At 37.7% G+C, this 18826-nt stretch carries 18 protein-coding genes; 2 read left to right on the forward strand and 16 right to left on the reverse strand.

Annotation, left to right across the window (positions count from 1 at the left end; all coding sequences use genetic code 11):
* Nucleotides 1-39: 39 nt before the first annotated feature.
* The 8 genes from GM661_RS18430 to GM661_RS18465 form a co-directional block, all read right to left on the reverse strand.
* A complete protein-coding gene (locus tag GM661_RS18430) occupies nt 40-513 on the reverse strand; it encodes a TRAP transporter small permease (protein WP_164522083.1) in 474 nt (157 codons plus the stop codon).
* A 102-nt stretch (nt 514-615) separates the two neighbouring features.
* A complete protein-coding gene (locus GM661_RS18435; RefSeq protein WP_230868119.1) occupies nt 616-1650 on the reverse strand; it encodes a TRAP transporter substrate-binding protein in 1035 nt (344 codons plus the stop codon).
* A gap of 102 nt (nt 1651-1752) precedes the next feature.
* A complete protein-coding gene (locus tag GM661_RS18440; protein ID WP_230868120.1) occupies nt 1753-2700 on the reverse strand; it encodes a hydroxyacid dehydrogenase in 948 nt (315 codons plus the stop codon).
* Between the two features lie 49 nt (nt 2701-2749).
* Nucleotides 2750-3778, reverse strand: a complete 1029-nt coding sequence (pdxA, locus tag GM661_RS18445; RefSeq protein ID WP_230868121.1) for a 4-hydroxythreonine-4-phosphate dehydrogenase PdxA — start codon at nt 3776-3778, stop codon at nt 2750-2752.
* Nucleotides 3779-3793: 15 nt separating this feature from the next.
* Nucleotides 3794-5113: a four-carbon acid sugar kinase family protein gene (locus tag GM661_RS18450; RefSeq protein WP_230868122.1), complete on the reverse strand. Its 1320-nt coding sequence runs from the start codon at nt 5111-5113 to the stop codon at nt 3794-3796.
* 21 nt (nt 5114-5134) lie between these two features.
* Nucleotides 5135-5341, reverse strand: coding sequence for a hypothetical protein (locus GM661_RS18455; RefSeq protein ID WP_230868123.1), 207 nt, complete (start codon nt 5339-5341; stop codon nt 5135-5137).
* A 130-nt stretch (nt 5342-5471) separates the two neighbouring features.
* The gene (locus GM661_RS18460) at nt 5472-7400 is read right to left on the reverse strand and encodes a sigma 54-interacting transcriptional regulator (protein ID WP_230868124.1); all 1929 of its coding nucleotides are present in this window, start codon (nt 7398-7400) and stop codon (nt 5472-5474) included.
* 182 nt (nt 7401-7582) lie between these two features.
* Nucleotides 7583-9622 (reverse strand): methyl-accepting chemotaxis protein, encoded by a 2040-nt coding sequence (locus GM661_RS18465; protein ID WP_230868125.1) that lies wholly within the window; start codon nt 9620-9622, stop codon nt 7583-7585.
* Between the two features lie 253 nt (nt 9623-9875).
* On the opposite strand from GM661_RS18465, the gene cysK reads away from it, so the two are divergent.
* The gene (gene cysK, locus GM661_RS18470) at nt 9876-10793 is read left to right on the forward strand and encodes a cysteine synthase A (RefSeq protein ID WP_230868126.1); all 918 of its coding nucleotides are present in this window, start codon (nt 9876-9878) and stop codon (nt 10791-10793) included.
* A gap of 40 nt (nt 10794-10833) precedes the next feature.
* Here the strand turns inward: cysK and cysE are convergent, their stop codons facing one another.
* The 5 genes from cysE to GM661_RS18495 all read right to left on the reverse strand — a co-directional run bounded on the left by cysE (nt 10834) and on the right by GM661_RS18495 (nt 14346).
* The gene (cysE, locus tag GM661_RS18475; protein ID WP_230868127.1) at nt 10834-11481 is read right to left on the reverse strand and encodes a serine O-acetyltransferase; all 648 of its coding nucleotides are present in this window, start codon (nt 11479-11481) and stop codon (nt 10834-10836) included.
* Between the two features lie 362 nt (nt 11482-11843).
* Complete coding sequence (locus tag GM661_RS18480) at nt 11844-12176, reverse strand: NifB/NifX family molybdenum-iron cluster-binding protein (RefSeq protein WP_125986957.1); 333 nt, start codon at nt 12174-12176, stop codon at nt 11844-11846.
* Nucleotides 12177-12246: 70 nt separating this feature from the next.
* A complete protein-coding gene (locus GM661_RS18485; protein ID WP_230868128.1) occupies nt 12247-13119 on the reverse strand; it encodes an ATP-binding protein in 873 nt (290 codons plus the stop codon).
* Nucleotides 13116-13958, reverse strand: coding sequence for an ATP-binding protein (locus GM661_RS18490; protein WP_230868129.1), 843 nt, complete (start codon nt 13956-13958; stop codon nt 13116-13118). Before GM661_RS18490 ends, GM661_RS18485 begins: the two co-directional genes overlap by 4 nt.
* A 10-nt stretch (nt 13959-13968) precedes the next feature.
* Complete coding sequence (locus GM661_RS18495) at nt 13969-14346, reverse strand: NifB/NifX family molybdenum-iron cluster-binding protein (protein ID WP_230868130.1); 378 nt, start codon at nt 14344-14346, stop codon at nt 13969-13971.
* A gap of 225 nt (nt 14347-14571) precedes the next feature.
* On the opposite strand from GM661_RS18495, the gene GM661_RS19265 reads away from it, so the two are divergent.
* A complete protein-coding gene (locus tag GM661_RS19265; protein ID WP_407929686.1) occupies nt 14572-14754 on the forward strand; it encodes a Spo0E family sporulation regulatory protein-aspartic acid phosphatase in 183 nt (60 codons plus the stop codon).
* A gap of 28 nt (nt 14755-14782) precedes the next feature.
* On the opposite strand, the gene purD is transcribed toward GM661_RS19265, so the two are convergent.
* The 3 genes from purD to purB are packed head-to-tail and all read right to left on the reverse strand — an operon-like array spanning nt 14783 to nt 18679.
* Nucleotides 14783-16060, reverse strand: coding sequence for a phosphoribosylamine--glycine ligase (purD, locus tag GM661_RS18500; protein ID WP_125991857.1), 1278 nt, complete (start codon nt 16058-16060; stop codon nt 14783-14785).
* An 11-nt stretch (nt 16061-16071) separates the two neighbouring features.
* Nucleotides 16072-17343 (reverse strand): adenylosuccinate synthase, encoded by a 1272-nt coding sequence (locus GM661_RS18505; protein WP_230868132.1) that lies wholly within the window; start codon nt 17341-17343, stop codon nt 16072-16074.
* Nucleotides 17344-17368: 25 nt separating this feature from the next.
* Nucleotides 17369-18679 (reverse strand): adenylosuccinate lyase, encoded by a 1311-nt coding sequence (purB, locus tag GM661_RS18510; RefSeq protein WP_230868133.1) that lies wholly within the window; start codon nt 18677-18679, stop codon nt 17369-17371.
* Nucleotides 18680-18826: the final 147 nt, after the last annotated feature.

An 18826-nucleotide genomic window follows, 5' to 3' on the forward strand; every position in this document is an offset into this window, starting at 1 on the left:
CTTAAAATATTTAAATCTTAAAATAAAAAACTAGCTGCCTTATTTATCTTTGCTTTTAACTTTTAACATGTTAATAAATTTTTCCACTGTAAAGAGAAATAGTAAAACTCCTGCCAGAGATATTGAAAAATAGGGGAATGCCCATAAAATTCTTAAGGCTGGTGTTCTTGAAGAAAAACCTTCAAACATAAAAATTGAATATCCACCCCAGATTATTACTCCTGCAAAAAAAAGAGTCGCTATTTGACAAATTAAATCTAAAATATAATTTCCTCTGTCTGTCAATACTTTTTTAATAAAATCAATACTCGGATGAGAACTCTCTCTTAAAGTTAGTGCACTCCCTATCATACCTATATATATCATACAATATCTTGCTAATTCTTCTGCCCATGGTAGACTAAAACCAAATACATACCTCAAAAAAACTTGAATGATAATTATTATAATACCACTTGCAAGAGATATAAGGGAAATAAACCAACTAAAATTTGATAATATTTTCCAAAACAAAATAAACCCTCCCTTATTTTTATTGTTTTTTTGATAGGGCACCTGTGATTTTAAATACCCTTGATAGGTGCCCTATTATTAAACTAAAGCTCAGTTTTAGTATTAATACTCATATTTTTCAATTTCAGCAAATAATTCGTCAATAATATCCTGATCTTCTACTTGTTTACGAATAAATTTAAGGACTTTAGGTCTGGCAGCATCTCTAAATTGCTGTAATTGTTCATCAGTTAAAATAGTAACCTTCATCCCATGTTCCTTTACTTCTTTTAATCCTATCATGTTCTGTATTGAAGACACAGCATTATTAATTCTAAATGATTCTAAAGCACCTTCTCTAATTATTCTTTGCTGATCCTCAGTTAGACCTTGATAGAATTTCTCGTTTATTACTAGGGGAACCATATATGTGATATGACCATCAAGAGTAACATATTTTTGTACTTCATAAGCCTTTAAATAATTAATATTGTTTATTGGATTTTCCTGCCCATCTACTACTCCTGTCTGCATCGCGCCATAAAGCTCTGAATAAGCAATTGGTGTAGGTGATGCTCCTAATGCCTTAACCATTTCCATATGTGCCGGTACAGACATTGTTCTAATCTTTAAACCTTTCATATCTGCTGGAGTATGAATTGAACGAACATTATTAGTAAAGTGGCGTCTCCCTTCTACATAAAATCCAAGAGGTCTAACGCCTGACTTTTGAGCCATATCTTCCAATAATCCCTTCATAAACTCATTATTAGGATTAACTACATCCCAAGCTACCTTAGTAGATTTAAACAAATATGGAATATCAAACATATAGAAATTTGGATAATACTTTGCAGCTAACTGTCCACTCCCCATACTTGTAGCCATTTCAATCGTCCCTCTTTTTACCTGTTCAAGCATCTCATCATTACTTCCTAACTGATTAGCTGGAAATAAGTCAACTTTAATATTTCCATTTGATTCTGTCTCAACGTATTGTTTGAAATACATCATACCAGCACTAGAAGCATCAAAAGGATCTAATTGACTACCAAATCCTAATTTAATTGAAACCTGACCTGCTAAAGCACCTGCACTTACAACTAATACAAAGACCATTGACATGATTAATACTGTAGATAGGTTAAACTTTTTCATTTTACACTCTCCTTTTGTTTAGTATTAAAATTAAAAAATATGAACTTATTTATTTCTTTCTAGTCACCTCCTGCCTTATCACTGCTATCTATAATTAATTAGTTAGTAAGTTATTTGATTTAAATTTACAACGTTTTCTGGCATTTCTCCTTCTAAAACTTTTAATACTCCTCTAGATACCATCGTTGACATTTTAATAATTGCTTCTTCTGATAATGCTGCCATATGAGGAGTTACAATAATATTATCATAAGAAAATAATTTTTCATTTATATCAGGTGGTTCCTTATCAAACACATCTAAAGCTGCTCCAGCTATAATCTCATTTTCTAATGCTAATGATAAATCACTCTGACATATAACTTCTCCTCTTGCACAATTAATTAAATACCCTTTTTCACCCAATAATTTTAATTGTTTATATGTTATCAAATTTATAGTTTCCTTAGTTAATGGCATATGCAAACTTACAATATCAGATTTTTTAAAAAGGGTATCAATGCTATCACAAAATTCTACTTCCTGATTTTCATTTATTTCAGCATAAGGGTCATAAACTATTGTATTCATGTTAAAGCCCCTGCTTTTTTCTACTATTTTTTTTCCAATCTGCCCATAACCAGCTACGCCAAAAGTTTTACCCTCTAGTCCAACTGGTTTAGCACTATCTCTATAGTTGAATTTTCCCTTTCTCAAGTTAATATCAGAATTCCTTATATTTTTAACCAGAGCTAATAACATAGCAATAGTATGTTCAGCAACCGAATCTGCATTAGCCCCAGGAGCATTTACAACAGGGATTTTAAATTTAGTAGCAGTTTCTACATCTATTTCATCAACTCCAACCCCATGTTTTGCTATAACTTTTAAATTAGGATTCCCCTCAATGATACTTTTCGTAACATTGCCTATTCTAAGAATGATTGCGTCTTTATCTTTTGATTCCTCTTCCATATTTTCAACACTAGATAAAATTGCTACATCTGCTTTCTCACGTAAAATTTTCATTCCAATAGGATGTATCGGCTTTGTAACCAAAATCTTATACATTATTTACCCTCCTTTATCAATGATTCACACTAATCTTAAAATATTTATATTAATATCTGTTTTTCGCAAAATCTATCGCCATATTAAAGGCCTCTACAAGGCTCTCTTCATTAGCCCTTCCTTCACCAGCTTTATCATAGGCTGTTCCGTGGTCAACTGATGTCCTGATGATAGGCAGGCCTACAGTAGTGTTTACCCCACTGACAGAAGAAAACTTATCTGTTTCTTTATTGTATTTAAAACCTGTCACCTTCATCGGGATATGTCCCTGGTCATGATACATTACCACAGCAATATCATACATGCCTCCCTGCACCTTACTAAAGATTGTATCTGGTGGAACAGGTCCTTCAGCCTTTATCTCTCCAACAGCAGCCTCTTCAATTGCTGGTATAATCTCATCAATCTCTTCCCTGCCAAAAAGGCCTTGTTCCCCTGAATGGGGGTTTAAGCCTGCCACAGCTATGCGGGGTTCTGCTATACCCAGATCTAACAGGGCCTGATGGGCTAGTTCTATGACCTTTAATACCCTATCTTTTTTGACCAAATCACAGGCCTTACGTAAAGAAACATGTGTAGAAACATGAATTACCTTCATATCTTCACTGGTCAACATCATAGCATAATCCTTTGCTTTAGTCTTTTCAGCGAATATTTCAGTATGACCGGCATATTTAAAACCTGCCTGATTAATTGCCTCTTTATGGATAGGTCCGGTTACTACTGCAGCAACCCTATTATCCATGGCCAGTTCTATCCCTTTTAGTATATATTCTACAGAGGCCTTACCGGCAGCCGCACTGACCTCTCCATACTTAAAGTCATGTAATCCAATATTGTCAAGGTCAAGTAAATCCAACAGACCGTGTTTCCCTACTACATCCCCAATATCTTCTATAACATTTAATTTAAGATTTGAAGGAATATAATTAATTGCATCTTCCATAATTACCCGACTGCCAATAACAAGTGGTTTTGCCCTTTCATATATTTCTCTATTCCCCAGTGCCCTGACCGCAATCTCTGCTCCAATACCAGCCGGGTCTCCCATTGTTATTGCTATAATTGGTTTATCCATATTTAAGGTTTATCTCTAAACCTTCACCTCCCTGTTAGTACTGAGTTTTGATACTATTTTATATAAGGTCTCTTCTCCCCCAAATCCCCCTGCCTTGGTAACTAATCTCAGTCTCTGATATTTTGAGTTTTCAGGAGAACTAAGGGGTATACCTGGTAAAATCTCTTCCCTGATTAATAGACTCTTAATACCAAGTTTATTACAGATACCAATAGCTGTATCACCACCTGTTACAAAAAGGTCTCTTATCTCGGCTTCTGCCAGGATATTAGCAGTAAGCTCAGCCAGGAAATCCCTGATCTTTGTCTCCAGTCCCCTGAAAGAAATCTCTCTGGCCTGTAATATCTCATCAGCTGCTTCCTGTTGATTAAAATCAGGGTCAGGGTGAATGATAAGGTGCTTTTCTCCCTCCAGGGCAGCCAGGGCCTTACTGGTATAGCTCTTTAAAGAACCCTTTTTATCCCCAAAAATGTCCAATAGATCAATCTTAAGGTAAGAAACTAATAAATTCCGGGAGAGGTATTTTATCTGCTCCTCCATTACCTTATTTCTGGTGCCTACTACCATTAAAATCGGCTTCTTATCACTGCTTATTAAATAATCATCTTCTCTTTTACTGGAGTTTAGACTGGAAAAATGATTGGCCAGACCAGCAGAACCACAGTACAGGATAGAACTATTCAATCTTTTGCTGCTGTTTACAATATCCCTTAACTGTGAATCCAGTGCTGCATCAAAGACTATAATCTTTTTCCCTTTTTTCTGCAGGGCTTCAATCTGTTTAAATATGACCTTTTCCCCCTGCATAACATCTTTTAATTCAACCAATCCTACCGGTAAATCAGTCTGCTGCTGGATATAATCGGGGATATAACTCCCCTGCCAGGGGTCAAGACCCCCTTGATAATACTGACTTAACCCCAGGGGTTCATTGTTTACCAGCAGATATCCACCTACAGTTAAACGGTTATTACCCGGGAAACTTGGAGCCAAAATACAGAGGTCCTTATCCAGAAAATCCATTAATACCTCCAGCTCTTTACCAATATTACCCCTGAGTGTGGAATCGATTTTTTTGTAAAAAGTAGCATTTTTTTGCTGATCCAGCCGTAATTTAGCAGTGATTTTCCTGCTGGCCTCAGCAGCCTCCTCACCACTTAGCTCCCTTGTCTCTGTATCAATTACCAGAACATCGCCCTTAAATAAATTATTACTTTGAGAGTCATCCTGCCAATTCAAGGGATCAATATAGACCAGTGTCTTAAGGCCCTGTTTGGAAAGCTGTACACCTGAATCATTGGCACCAGTTAGATCGTCTGCAATTATAATCATCATTGTCTCTCACCCTGTATAATTTCATTTTTTATTTATTTGTTTATTATAAATTGCATCAACTATGCCAGGGAATACCTTTATAGAAAAATTAAATACTCCCAATTTAAAAAGGGAGTATTTAATCCTGCTTCTTTCTTTTCTTTTTGAAACAATATTGCTGTTTTTAACGGTTATTCGTTTCATTTTTAAACATAAAATTATTTTTATGGAATAATTTTTATTTTTCATTCTTTTTTATTTTATAAATAAATAAGAATGTAAGTTTCACACTTGTCGGGGTTGTTTGTTAATGTTTTATTATGAAACAATAGTTGTTTTTATTTGAAACACTATTCTATTTTGAAACAGCTATTACCTTTTAACCATCTAATTTACGCCACAGGGTAGTCCTGCCGATACCTAATCTTTTAGCAGCTGCTGATTTATTACCACCCTCTGCCCTGACAACCTGGTCTATAATCTCTTTTTCCATCTCTGACAAGGGCTTACCTAAAGAGAGAGATATTTTATTTTTACCATTTAACTTCCCATCTGCTTTGATACCCTTCGTAGGAGATCCCTCCAGAGAACTAATCGTCTCCTTTACTAATCTTCGGGGAATCTCTTTCCCTTTTGCCCTGACAACCAAACGTTCTACAGCATTTTCCAGTTGACGCACATTGCCCGGCCAATCATAATTACTGAGTATTTTCATAATCTCCGGACCCGGATTTTTTATTACCCTTTTGAGCCTGGAATTAAACTCGGCAATAAAATAATCTACCAAGAGGGGAATATCATTTCTCCTCTGTCTTAAAGGTGGAATGTTTAGATTCAGGACATTAATCCGGTAAAAGAGGTCTTTTCTAAAATCCCCTTTCTCTACTAACTGATAAAGGTCTTTATTAGTAGCCACAATAATTCGTACATCAACTGGTGTTATCTTATCATCCCCAATACGCCTTACTTTTCTTTCCTGCAGTACCCTTAGTAGTCTGACCTGAATATCCAGGGATATCTCCCCGATCTCATCCAAAAAGATAGTTCCTTCATGGGCCTGTTCAAAAAGGCCTGCTTTTCCTTTCGCAGCACCGGTAAATGCCCCTGCCACATAACCAAACAACTCACTCTCTAATAGATTTTCGGGAATAGCTGCACAATTAAAGGCTACAAAGGGTTTATTATGACGGAAACTGGCATTATGAACTGCCTGGGCAAAAAGCTCTTTCCCTGTTCCAGTCTCCCCAAATATTAATAAAGGTGAATCTATCCGGGCATAGTCCTGGGCCTCAATAATAGTTTCTTTAATGGTTTCAGTTTGACCAATTATATTATCAAAGGTATTTTCAGCAACATATCCTTTCAGATAGAGCTCCTTCCTAATCTTCTGCTCCATCTTCTGAACACCAGAAACTTCCTGACAGGTGGCTACTACACCAATGTGTTCTTCTGCTACTCTAATCGGTGTTACATTAGCTGCAATTTTCTTTTTTCCTACAGTCCATATCTCTTCCCTGGGCTTATCGACCATCTTAATCATTTTTGTCAGCTTAAGTTCAGGTAAAACATCATTAATCTCCCGACCAATTACTTTATCCGCCTTTTTGTTAAAAAGGATTTCAGCACGAGGATTAAAAATATCTATCCTACCGTCTTTATTAATGCTAATAATACCTTCATGAGCCGAATCAATGATACTCTTTATCCTGTTTGTTTTTTCCATCTCTCTACGCCTTGTCCTGGCTATATTTTCAGCCTCAATCAGGGCCCGGTGCAGACTCTCTTTACCGGATTTTATTAGATGTGTTTCTAAGCCTAATTCCTTGGCCATTCTTACCGAAATATTATCACCAACAACAAAATTATACCCCTCTGCCTTAACTCCCTGCAATACACTTTTTATCTTAGCAGTATCTTCATACCATTCCTCTTTCAGGGTAAAGACCTTCAGGTTTATCCCCATTATCTCTCCCAGTCCTTCTATACCATGTGTAAAGGGTTCAAAACCCACCAGAGCTATCTTATCAGCCTCTCTCCTGACATAGTACAATACCCGAATCAGGTCAAAACCACTTACCGGAACATCAACAACCGGCAGGTCTGTTACCTCCTTTTTGATAGCAATCGAAGTACCACCACGGCTAATAACTACATCACAGCCCTTTGCTTCTAACTCAAGGGCCTTCCTGGCCCCTATCTCCAGGTCTCCTATCTCTATCTCTATTTTTTTGCCTACTTCATTAGCCAACTCTGCAAAAAGATCAGCCAGTTTCTTATAAGGGGAAATAAAGGCTATAGAATACTTCAATCTTAAACCCTCCTCTCCTAATATATGGGAAATTATTATAATATTCGTCAATTTTCGATAATTTTGATTTAATCCTATTATAATACAAACTACCCTAATTGACAATTCCTGAGAATAAAATAAAAAAAGACCGAGGAATAATAACCCCCGGCCCTTAAGCAATTTCAATTTATCCTAAAAGATTATAACTCAAATCTCTTAATAAGCTCATTTAGTTCATCAGCCATGGCAGCAAAAGAATCGGCCAGGGAACTCATCTCTTCAATATAGGAGATCTGTTCCTGACTGGAAGCGGCCACCTCTTCACTGCTGGCTGAGGTTTCTTCAGAGATGCTGGCTATGTTATCAAGGCCTTCAGTTATTTCCCTGCTTTCACCGCTAACACTCTTAACAGCCTGACTGGCTTTCTCAATACCTCTGTTTACTTTTTCAATACTGGCTTTGATATCATCAAAGGCCCCTCTGGCTGATTCAACGGTCTTTTCACCTGTCTCTATCTGACGGGAACCTTCTCCCATCTTGCTGGTAGCATCCTTTGTCTCGGATTTGATATCTTCAATCAAATCCCTTATTTTACCGGCAGAACTGGCAGATTCTTCAGCCAGATCACGTATCTCATCAGCAACAACAGTAAAACCTCTACCTGCTTCACCTGCCCGTGCAGCCTCAATAGCTGCATTTAAGGCCAGAAGATTTGTTTGATTGGCAATACTATTAATTATCTCTAAAATACCATCAATCTCATTGGAGATATTCTCAAGGTTATTTATACCACTAGCTATTTCATTGATGGAAAGCCGTATATTGTTCATCTGCTGACTTACCTTCTCAATCTCATTCTGACCTTTTTCGGTGGCCTGGTTTACCTCTACAGCCAGAGTTTCAACATCCTGGTTAGACCTATCCATGGTATCTATACCCTCAGCCAGATTTTTCATCTTAAAATTAATATTATCGATATTCTCTGATTGATTATCAGCCCCGCTTGCTACCTCCTGAATAGCCTCAGCAACCTGTTCAGAGCTAGACTCTACTTCATCACTGATAACCTTTAATTGTTGTGAGGAGTCTGCAACATTACCAGCAGCCCCAATAATATTATTAATCACTTCTCTCAGTTGTAGAACCATACTGTTAAAGGCTTTACTTAAAATCCCTATTTCATCCTTACGTTCAGTATCTTTATCTTTAAGTAAAACCTCTTCTTTTATAACCCCTTTACCAAGTAAATCAAAGGCCTTTAAGAGGTCTTTAAGGGGATTAAGCTGCCAGCCTATCAGAAAATAACCTGTTACAAAAATTAAGATAACACCAATTACTGCTACCATTAAAATGCTGTTTCTGACCTTATTAACCGGCTCATTTATTACTTTGATAGGAACATCAATTGCCAAATACAGATTCCTATCTTCGGCCAGCCGCTGAATTATCTTATACTGCCTGTCTGTTTTTTCCTCTACAGAATTAACTCCCTCTTTTATCTGCGAAAAATACCAGGGGTCATTACATTCTCTCCCTATTAATTTAGTATCAGTATGATTTAAAACAATTCCCTCTTTATTAATCAACTGAATATTAGCATCTGCCATATATGACTGACTTAAGGTTTTATTTAAGACACTAAGGGGTACTGCCATTACATAATAGCCCATTAAATCCTCATTATTCCTGTAAATAGGGGAATTAAATAGTAAGTAATTTCCCCCATCACTGCTCATTATTCTTTCAGAAGAGGTGTTTTTATATTCATCTTCTGGCATCAGTACCTGTATAAAATCAGTCATCTCGTCGTCTTCTTCCATCCGTGAATCAGCCAGTACAATCCCATCAGGGCTGGTAATATAGGAAAAAGCAATCTCAGTAATTGAGCTGTCGATACTCTTTCTTAAATCAGCAGAATCATTCCTTACATTATAACTAAATGACTTGAGCAATCTATCAGACTTAAAATCACCCTCTAAAGTTAAGTGTAACATATACAGATAGTTTACTACATCCCGGTCAGCAGCAAACTGGGCAACCTGTTTCTCTGATTGGGAGAAGATCTCTGCAATTGTATTTTTCTGAGACTGCTGTATAATACCAATCTTACCATCAATCTGTTCTAACAACATATCACTGGTATTGTGATATGTAAGATAAGAAACAACCACCATAACTATTACTGCAATAAAAGTAATTATCAAACTAATTTTCCATTTTAATTGTAATGATTTAAACATAGAACCACTCCTTTAATAATTAAAGTCTCTGATATTTAATAGAATATAATAAATAGTTGTTTAAAATACCTATATAAAGATCTTAATATAATAATTCACGCTAAAATCTTAAATTCCTCTAAAAAATGGTTTTTTATTTGACAATTATACACTTTTTCTAGTATAATCAATTAAAGTCCTGAAAACTTATCAGTTTACTAGGTTTTATTTTGTTTCATTTACACGGGGCTATCAAAAGGGAGGTATACTAAATATGAGGATTTACAATAATGCTGTAGAACTTATTGGTGATACACCGATTATCAAGCTAAACAAAGTAACCGGTGATAGTTCAGCAACAGTCTTATTGAAATTAGAAAGGAATAACCCTGGAGGGAGTATTAAGGATAGAATCTGCTATAATATGATTAAAACTGCAGAGGAAGAGGGAAGACTAAAAAAGGGTGGAACTATCATTGAACCAACCAGTGGTAATACTGGTATTGGCCTGGCTCTGATTGGTGCTGTTAAGGGGTATCAGGTAATTCTGACTATGCCTGATTCAATGAGTATAGAGCGGCGCAATTTGCTTAAAGCCTATGGGGCAAAATTAGTACTTACCCCTGGTGAAAAGGGCATGAAGGGGGCTATTGATAAAGCCAGAGAATTAGTTGCTAAAAATAGTGATTATTTCATGCCAGGTCAATTTGAAAACCCGGCCAATCCTGAAATCCACCGCCAGACAACTGCCCGCGAGATCCTGAGAGATACTGGTGGAAAGATAGACTATTTTATTGCAGGTGTCGGTACAGGTGGAACTCTGACTGGCACTGCTGAGGTTTTAAAAAATGAAATACCAGAAATTAAAGCCATTGCTGTTGAACCAGCTACTTCAGCAGTTCTCTCCGGTGAAAGTGCTGGTTCTCACAAGATTCAGGGTATTGGTGCAGGCTTTATTCCTGCTGTTTTAAATAAAAACATTATCGACAGGGTGATAAAAATTTCTGATGATAAAGCAATTGAAACAGCACAACTACTGGCCAGTAAAGAAGGGCTTTTACTGGGTATATCCTCAGGAGCTTCTGCTGCTGCGGCCCTACAGATAGCAGCTGAGGTAGATAGTAATAAAACAATCCTGGCACTAGCACCTGATACTGGTGAACGTTACCTCAGTACCGGGCTGTTTAATTAAAACCTGATTTATTACTATAAAATCAAAGACCAGTCCACCTTTAGCCAGGTGTTCTGGTCTGTTTTTTGTCTTTTTCTAATTTAACAAGCCTTTCCTCAAAAGAACGGAGTGCTTCCCCGATTATATCCGGTAATTCTCTATGGTTAAGCTCCATTTCAGGATGAATTTTCTTCCCCGCCCTCCTGGTCACTCTACCAGGTACACCCACAACAGTACTATTTGCCGGGACATCATGTAAGACAACAGAACCTGCCCCAATCATGGAGTCCCTGGCAATGGTTATTGAACCAAGGACCTTAGCACCTGCCCCAATCAGGACATTGTCACCTATTGTCGGGTGCCTCTTTCCTTTTTCTTTACCAGTTCCTCCCAGGGTTACCCCCTGAAATAGGGTAACATTTTCTCCAATCTCTGTGGTTTCACCAATCACAACACCCATCCCATGGTCAATAAAAAAACCCTTACCGATCACTGCTCCAGGATGTATCTCTATACCGGTAAAAAACCTGGCCACCTGTGATATTATCCGGGGTAATGTCCGCAGCCCGATCTTATATAAGCTATGTGCTAAGCGATGAATAATAATGGCGTGGAGCCCTGAATAAGCTAATAGCACCTCTATAATGTTATTAGCAGCAGGGTCCCTTTCAAAAACAGCCTTTATGTCTGCCTTAATCTCTCCAAACATAAAACCCCTCCCCATATATAAAAATATTCATTGTGAAAGTTAATTATTAGTAATTTACTCAAGTTAATTATATCATTTTTCTTTGCTTAATCAAACAATAATTTAACCTAAAGGTTATAATCCAGACAAATATATTTACTGAACGACTCTAGAAATTGTCTGGAGGCATGGACGCCGAAAGACAATTTCTCGACAGTAAGCGGAGGCAGGACGCCGTAGTGCACGACAAGGGAAGTAAATATATTTGTCGATGTTGAAAGTTATCTACAATCCTACAAAATGTGGTGTTTTAATAATAAAAATCCCATCCTTAATAATTAAGATGGGAAAATAATAAAAGTATTCTATTTTAATACTATTATTTAGTGTTCACAAATATCCTCTTCTGTCTCTAGACTCCCTTCAAGATAAAGCCTGATACCATCCATGACCGAACCACTGGCACCTGTTACAACCTCAATATCAAATTGATTAAACAAATCAACTGCTTTCCTGCCCATTCCCCCGGCGATAATAACATCTACACCATGATCCCTTAAGAATTTAGGCAAAAAACCAGGTTGATGACCGGGATTATCAATAACTTCTTTATTAAGCACTTTATTTTCATCTACTGCAACAATGGTAAATTGTGGGCAATGCCCAAAATGCTGAGCAAACATATCCCCTTCAGTAGGGACAGCTATCTTTTCCATCTTTAAATCACTCCTATAATTAGATAGTTTTTTCTATTCTAACACAGTTATAAGCATATGTCAATTAATCTTATAACTGGTTTATCTCTTTAACCTTCTGCCACATATCTCTAATAGCCACAGCAGGTTTAGCTGCTGGTTTGTAATTAACAATCAACTTGCCCAGATGCATCGCCTCATTAATCTCGCGAGAGAATGGTATCTTGCCAATAACTGAAATTCCTTTTTCCTGACAATATTTATTAATCTCGGCTGTCATCTTTTCATTAAGATCATATTTATTAATAACAATAAATACTTGAATATTAAAGTGTTTACTGAGTCCTAAGACCCTTACCAGATCAGCCAGGCCTGACTGAGTAGGCTCTGTAACAACTAAAGCCATATCAACACCATTAAGTGAGGCAATAACAGGACAGCCTATCCCTGGTGAACCATCAATTAAAATGAGTTTTTTATTTTGTTCGATAGCAGTTTTAGCTGCCTCTTTTTTTACCTCACTTACTAATTTACCAGAGTTATCTGCCCCGGCCTTCAATTTTGCATGGATCATTGGTCCAAACCTGGAATTGGAATGATAGATATGACCTGTTATCTGTTCCTCCAGGTGAATTACATTAGATGGACAGACAACTGCACATACACCACATCCGTCACACTTCAGCGGGTTAATGCTTAAATCTTCATTGATAGCCTTAAAACGGCAAAACTCTCTACAAAGTCCACAGTTATTACAGCTGTCCTCATTTTTTACAGCCAGTTTAGCACTTTTAAAGACTGTCTTTTTCTCTACAGTCGGTTTTAGTAATAAATGCATGTTAGGGGCATCTACATCACAATCTCCTAAAACAACATTATCTGCCAGAGCAGCAAGGTTGGAGATTACTGTTGTCTTACCAGTACCTCCCTTACCACTAATTACTGTCAGTTTTTTGATTGTCATTTGACTACCCCCTTAATATGTTGATAAATTTTGCTAAACTCCTCTTTCCATTCAGGCAGTTCCTGTACAAAGGGTATACCTTCAGAATACAACTCAGCTATCTGACGGTCATAGGGGATTTTTAATAAAATTTCAATACCCTCTTGACGACAATAATCCTCTATCAGATAATCATAGTCTTCCTCTGAGCGATTGATTATCACCCCATATGGTTTTTTTAATTCCTTTAACATATCAACAGCCATCTGCAGGTCATTTAAGCCAAATGGAGTCGGTTCAGTAACAAGAATACAATAATCACTATCTAAGGCTGCTTCAACTGTAGGACAGGTGGTACCTGGTTGAGCATCAATAATAACATCCTTTTCTTCATCCATAAATCCTTTTAATTCTTCAATTACCGGTACAGCAGTCTCTTCACCAATATTTAATTCACCCTGCCAGAAATCAAGTTCTCGATCAGAGTGATCCCATTTTATATTGCCGATCTCTCTTTTTTCTTCACTTATAGCATCCCGGGGACAGACTATCTTACAACCTCCACAGCTGTGACAGATCTCTGGAAAAACCATTACTTTCTCTAAGATGATAGCCAGGGCATTATACTGACAGAAATCCACACATTTACGACAGGAATCACATTTATCATGGTCAATTTGGGGGACATATCTATTAACAGCCTGGTATTCATCAGCAAAATCTGGTTTAATAAATAAATAGGAATCAGGTTCCTCTACATCCGCATCCAGCAATTGTACATTTGACAGTGACAGGGCAAGATTAGTAGCAATAGTAGTCTTACCCGTCCCTCCTTTGCCGCTTAGTACTGTTATTTTCATAATTGATAACCTACTTTAACCCTGCATGGGCCCCGTTAGTTGGGTCAAGTAATTCCTTAAGTGAATCATCCTGGTACAATTTAACAGCATCTCTAACTGTATCACCGCTATATGAATACATCTTAATACCGGCAGCTTTTAAAACACTAAAAGCCTTGGGACCAAAATTACCGGCTATAACAGCTGCCGGGTCTTCATCAACTACCTGCTGGGCAGCCATTACCCCGGCACCACTGGAAGCATTTGCAGCAGAATTATCCAAAAAACTTATCTCTAAATTATCTGTTTCCAGCAGAGCAAAAAATGGAGCCCTTCCAAACTGTTTGTCCACCTTTGCATTTAAATCATTATTATCACTTGTTGTTAATATAATTTTGATTATAATCATCCCCTAACTTATATTTAAACAATGAAACATGATAATTATAGCATTGTTTTTAGCATATGTCAATAACCGGCCCTTTATCCATGGTTTTTAAAGGTATAGTACATGACTTTTTGCCTATTTTTTTAAAATATGAAGGAAATTCCCGTTTTATGTATAATATTATAAATAAAAGTAGTTTTTGGTAATATAGGAGGTGTTTATAAAATTATTAATTTACTCTCTCTAATTGAGGAAAAACGCCGAGAATTAAACGAACTTTTTCTGGAAAAAAACCATTTTGATGAAATAGTCCTACAAAAAAGCCAGGAAATTGATATGCTGCTAAATCTTCTCGCCAGGGGATATGGGGATGATTACCTAGAAAAAGACAATAACAGCGTATTAAAGAAAGCCCAACCAGGCGGCTGAGCTGTGAAAAAGAAATACATTTTTTAAATTAATAACTATCATCAAAGACTCTATAGGCTATATCTGTTCGATAGTGCATATCTTCAAAAGAAATCTGATCTATACATTCATAGACCTGGTCAATAGCATCTATCAGACCGCTGCCAAGTACTGTAATACCCAGAACCCGGCCACCTGCTGTATAAAAATCATCGCCCTCTTTTTTTGTCCCGGCATGAAAAACCAGGACATTGTCATATTTATTTAACTCATTTAAACCCTCTATCAAATAACCTGATTTATAATCTATGGGATAACCACCAGAGACAAGAACTACACAAACAGCAGACCTTTTATCCCACTCTAATTTAATCTCTTCCAGATTATCATTGACTACCATTTCTATCAGGTTTATCAGGTCATTTTTTAATCTGGGTAAGATCACCTGTGTCTCAGGGTCACCAAGTCTGGTATTAAAATCAAGAACTTTGGGGCCCATATCAGTAATTATTAAGCCCGCATAAAGTATTCCTTTGTAGTTAATCCCTTCAGCCTGAAAAGCCTTTATAGTAGGTTTGAGAATTTTATGACAAATTTCCTCCTGTAGAACATCATCTATAAAGGGAGTCGGACTATAAGCCCCCATACCTCCTGTGTTGGGGCCTTCATCACCATCAAAAATTGCTTTATAATCCTGGGCAGGAGACAGAGGTAGAATGTTTTTCCCATCAGTTAAAACCAGGATAGATACCTCTTCCCCCTCTAAAAAATCCTCAACTACTATTCTATTACCTGCATCACCAAAAATTCGTTCTTCCATAATCTTAGCTACTGCTTTTTCAGCCTCTGATTTATTTGTTGCAATAACAACACCCTTACCCCCGGCTAAACCTTCAGCCTTGATAACCACAGGGTAAACACAGTGCTGGAAGTATTGTAGTGCTTCATGGGGATTAGTAAAGACCTCATACTCAGCTGTCGGTATATTATATTTTTTGAGTATCTCTTTAGCATAAACCTTACTCCCCTCAACCATTGCTGCCTTTTTACTGGGGCCGAAAATAGCCAGCCCCCGCTTGTTAAATTCATCAACAATACCAGCTACCAGGGGGTCTTCTGGTCCTACAACAGTCAGGTCAATATGGTGAGCAACTGCCCAGTTAGCCAGACCAGTAATATCGTCACTACCTATATCAACCCTGTCAGCCAGCGGAAGCATACCATCATTACCTGGTGCGGCATAAATTCTTGCTACCCTTTCACTCTGAAAGAGCTTCCAGACCAGGGCATGTTCCCTGCCACCACTGCCGACAACCAGCACTCTCATCTTATCACCCCTCATTTTAAGATAGCCTCTTCCCTCTCCGGCCCGGTTCCAATTATCTTAACAGGGACAGCAATAAGCTCTTCTATCCTCTTAATATAGTTTCGGGCATTCTCAGGTAGTTTATCGAAATCCCTTACAGCTGATATATCTTCCTTCCAACCTGGCAGGTTTTCATAAACCGGTTTACAGGCTGATAACTTCTCCAACTGAACAGGGAATTCATCTAAAACCTCACCCTGATAATGATATGCTGTACAGACCTTGATTTCATCAAGTCCTGTTAAAACGTCTACTTTAGTAAGGGCAATCTCTGTTAAGCCATTAACCCTGAAAGCATGTTTTAAGATCGGGACATCAAACCAGCCGCACCTCCTGGGTCTACCAGTAGTAACCCCATATTCATGACCTTTTTCCCGCAGCCATTCACCTGTTTTATCTTCCAGTTCTGTAGGGAAAGGGCCCTCCCCTACCCTGGTTAAATATGCTTTAGCAACACCAACAACATCGTCAATCAGGACTGGGCCTATTCCTGCCCCATTACAAACACCACCGGCAGTTGGATTAGAAGATGTAACAAAGGGATATGTCCCGTAATCCACATCAAGAAGAGTCCCCTGAGCACCTTCAAAGAATATTTTTTTATTTTCTTTACGCATTTTATCCAGTAATAAAGAGGTATTTTTAACATAGGGCCTTATTTCTTCTATATATGGTAGGTATTCTTCCATAATCTCTTCTATATCAACAGGTTTTGATTTATAAACCTTTTCAATAATTAAGTTCTGATAGGCCAGGTTCTCCTGCAGTTTTTTATAGAAAACATCCCGGTCAAGTGTATCACAGACCCTGATACCACGGCGGGCTATCTTATCTGTATAGGCTGGGCCAATACCCTTGCCTGTTGTACCTATTTTGGAATCTGCTTTCCGTTCTTCTTCAAGACGGTCCAGTAGACGATGATAGGGCATAATTACATGGGCTGATTCACTGATAAAAAAATTATCCAGATTGATCTTGCGCTCTATTAACCCGTACATCTCCTTAAGTAGTGCCTCAGGGTCAATTACTACGCCATTACCAATTACATTTATCTTTTCAGGGTAGAGTATACCAGATGGTATCAGGTGGAGTTCAAATTTCTCATCCCCCACTATTACTGTGTGTCCAGCATTATTTCCTCCACCAAAACGCACTACTACATCAGCAGTCCGGGCTAACATATCGGTAATCTTACCTTTTCCCTCGTCTCCCCATTGTGTACCAATTACAATTTTATTTGCCATAATAAGCAGCTTAAACCTGTCTGGTTTAAGCCTCCTCCCTTCCTTCAAGCCCTATCCGTTGATAAATATAGTCTACTTCTTTAAGAAAGGACCTGTAATCAAATATTCTATCTATTTCTTCTTCAGTCAGGTATTTACTGACTTCTTGGTCACCTTTAATTAATTCTTGATAACTAGCTCTTTCCTCCCAGGCTTTTAAGGCATTGCGCTGCGCTAGATCATAGGCTTTTTCCCGGACAAGGCCTTTATCTACCAGGGAAAGCATTAGTTTCTGTGAAAATATAAGTCCGTGGGTTCTATTCATATTTTCCTTCATTCTATCTTTATTAATAAGCAACTCGTCTAATACCATGATAAATTTATTTAACATATAGTTTACCAGGATTGTACTATCAGGGATAATAACCCTTTCGACTGAGGAATGTGTCAAATCCCTTTCATGCCAGAGTGCAATATTTTCCAAACCAGGTAATACATTACCCCTGACAACCCTGGCCAGTCCTGAGACTCTCTCACATATTATCGGGTTCTTTTTGTGAGGCATAGCCGATGAGCCTTTCTGCCCCTTGCGAAATCCTTCCTCCACTTCAAGGATGTCTGTCCTCTGCAGATTACGAATTTCGGTAGCAAACTTCTCTAAAGAAGCAGCTATCAAGGCTAGATTATTAAGGAAATCAGCATGCCTATCCCGCTGTAGTATTTGATTTGAGACAGGTGCTGGTTCTAAACCTAATTCCTCACAGACCAACTCCTCTATGCGGGGATTTACACTGGCATAAGTACCAATAGCCCCGGAGATCTGACCTACAGCAATAAACTCTTTGACCCTTTCCATTCTCTTAATATGTCTGTCTATCTCAGTATACCAGATAGCCAGTTTCAAACCCCAAGTTGTAGGCTCACCATGAACACCATGTGTCCTCCCGATCATAATGGTATCTTTATGCTGGTATGACTGTTCTCCCAGTTTCTTTTTTAACTTTTTAAGGTCTCGTAAAATAAGATCATGGGCATCACAGAGCTGTAAGGCCAGAGCAGTATCCTTTACATCAGAAGATGTCAAACCCATATGTATATATTTGGATTCTTCTCCCAGGGTTTCATTTATACCCTCAACAAAGGCCAGTATATCATGCCTGGTAGTCTTTTCTATCTCTTTAATCCGCTTAAGGTCCAGGCTAATATTACCCTCTATTTTCTTTATGTCTTTTTCAGGGATCCTGCCAAGTTTAGCCCAGGCTCTACAGGCAGCCAGTTCTATGGCCAGCCACTTCTTATATTTGCTCTCTTCACTCCATACCTTCTCCATCTCAGGCAAACTATAACGACTTAACAAAAGCTAATCTCCCTTTCAAATTATATTTATTTTAATTCTCTGCTACGTCTTAATCTTAGCAAATAAAGGTTGTCTTTGTCAAGGTAAGTATAATTTTATTCCTATAGATATTTATTAAGAGTCTGTTCGAAAAGTCACTGCTTATAC

This window comes from Iocasia fonsfrigidae (genome assembly GCF_017751145.1).
GTDB lineage: Bacteria > Bacillota > Halanaerobiia > Halanaerobiales > DTU029 > Iocasia > Iocasia fonsfrigidae.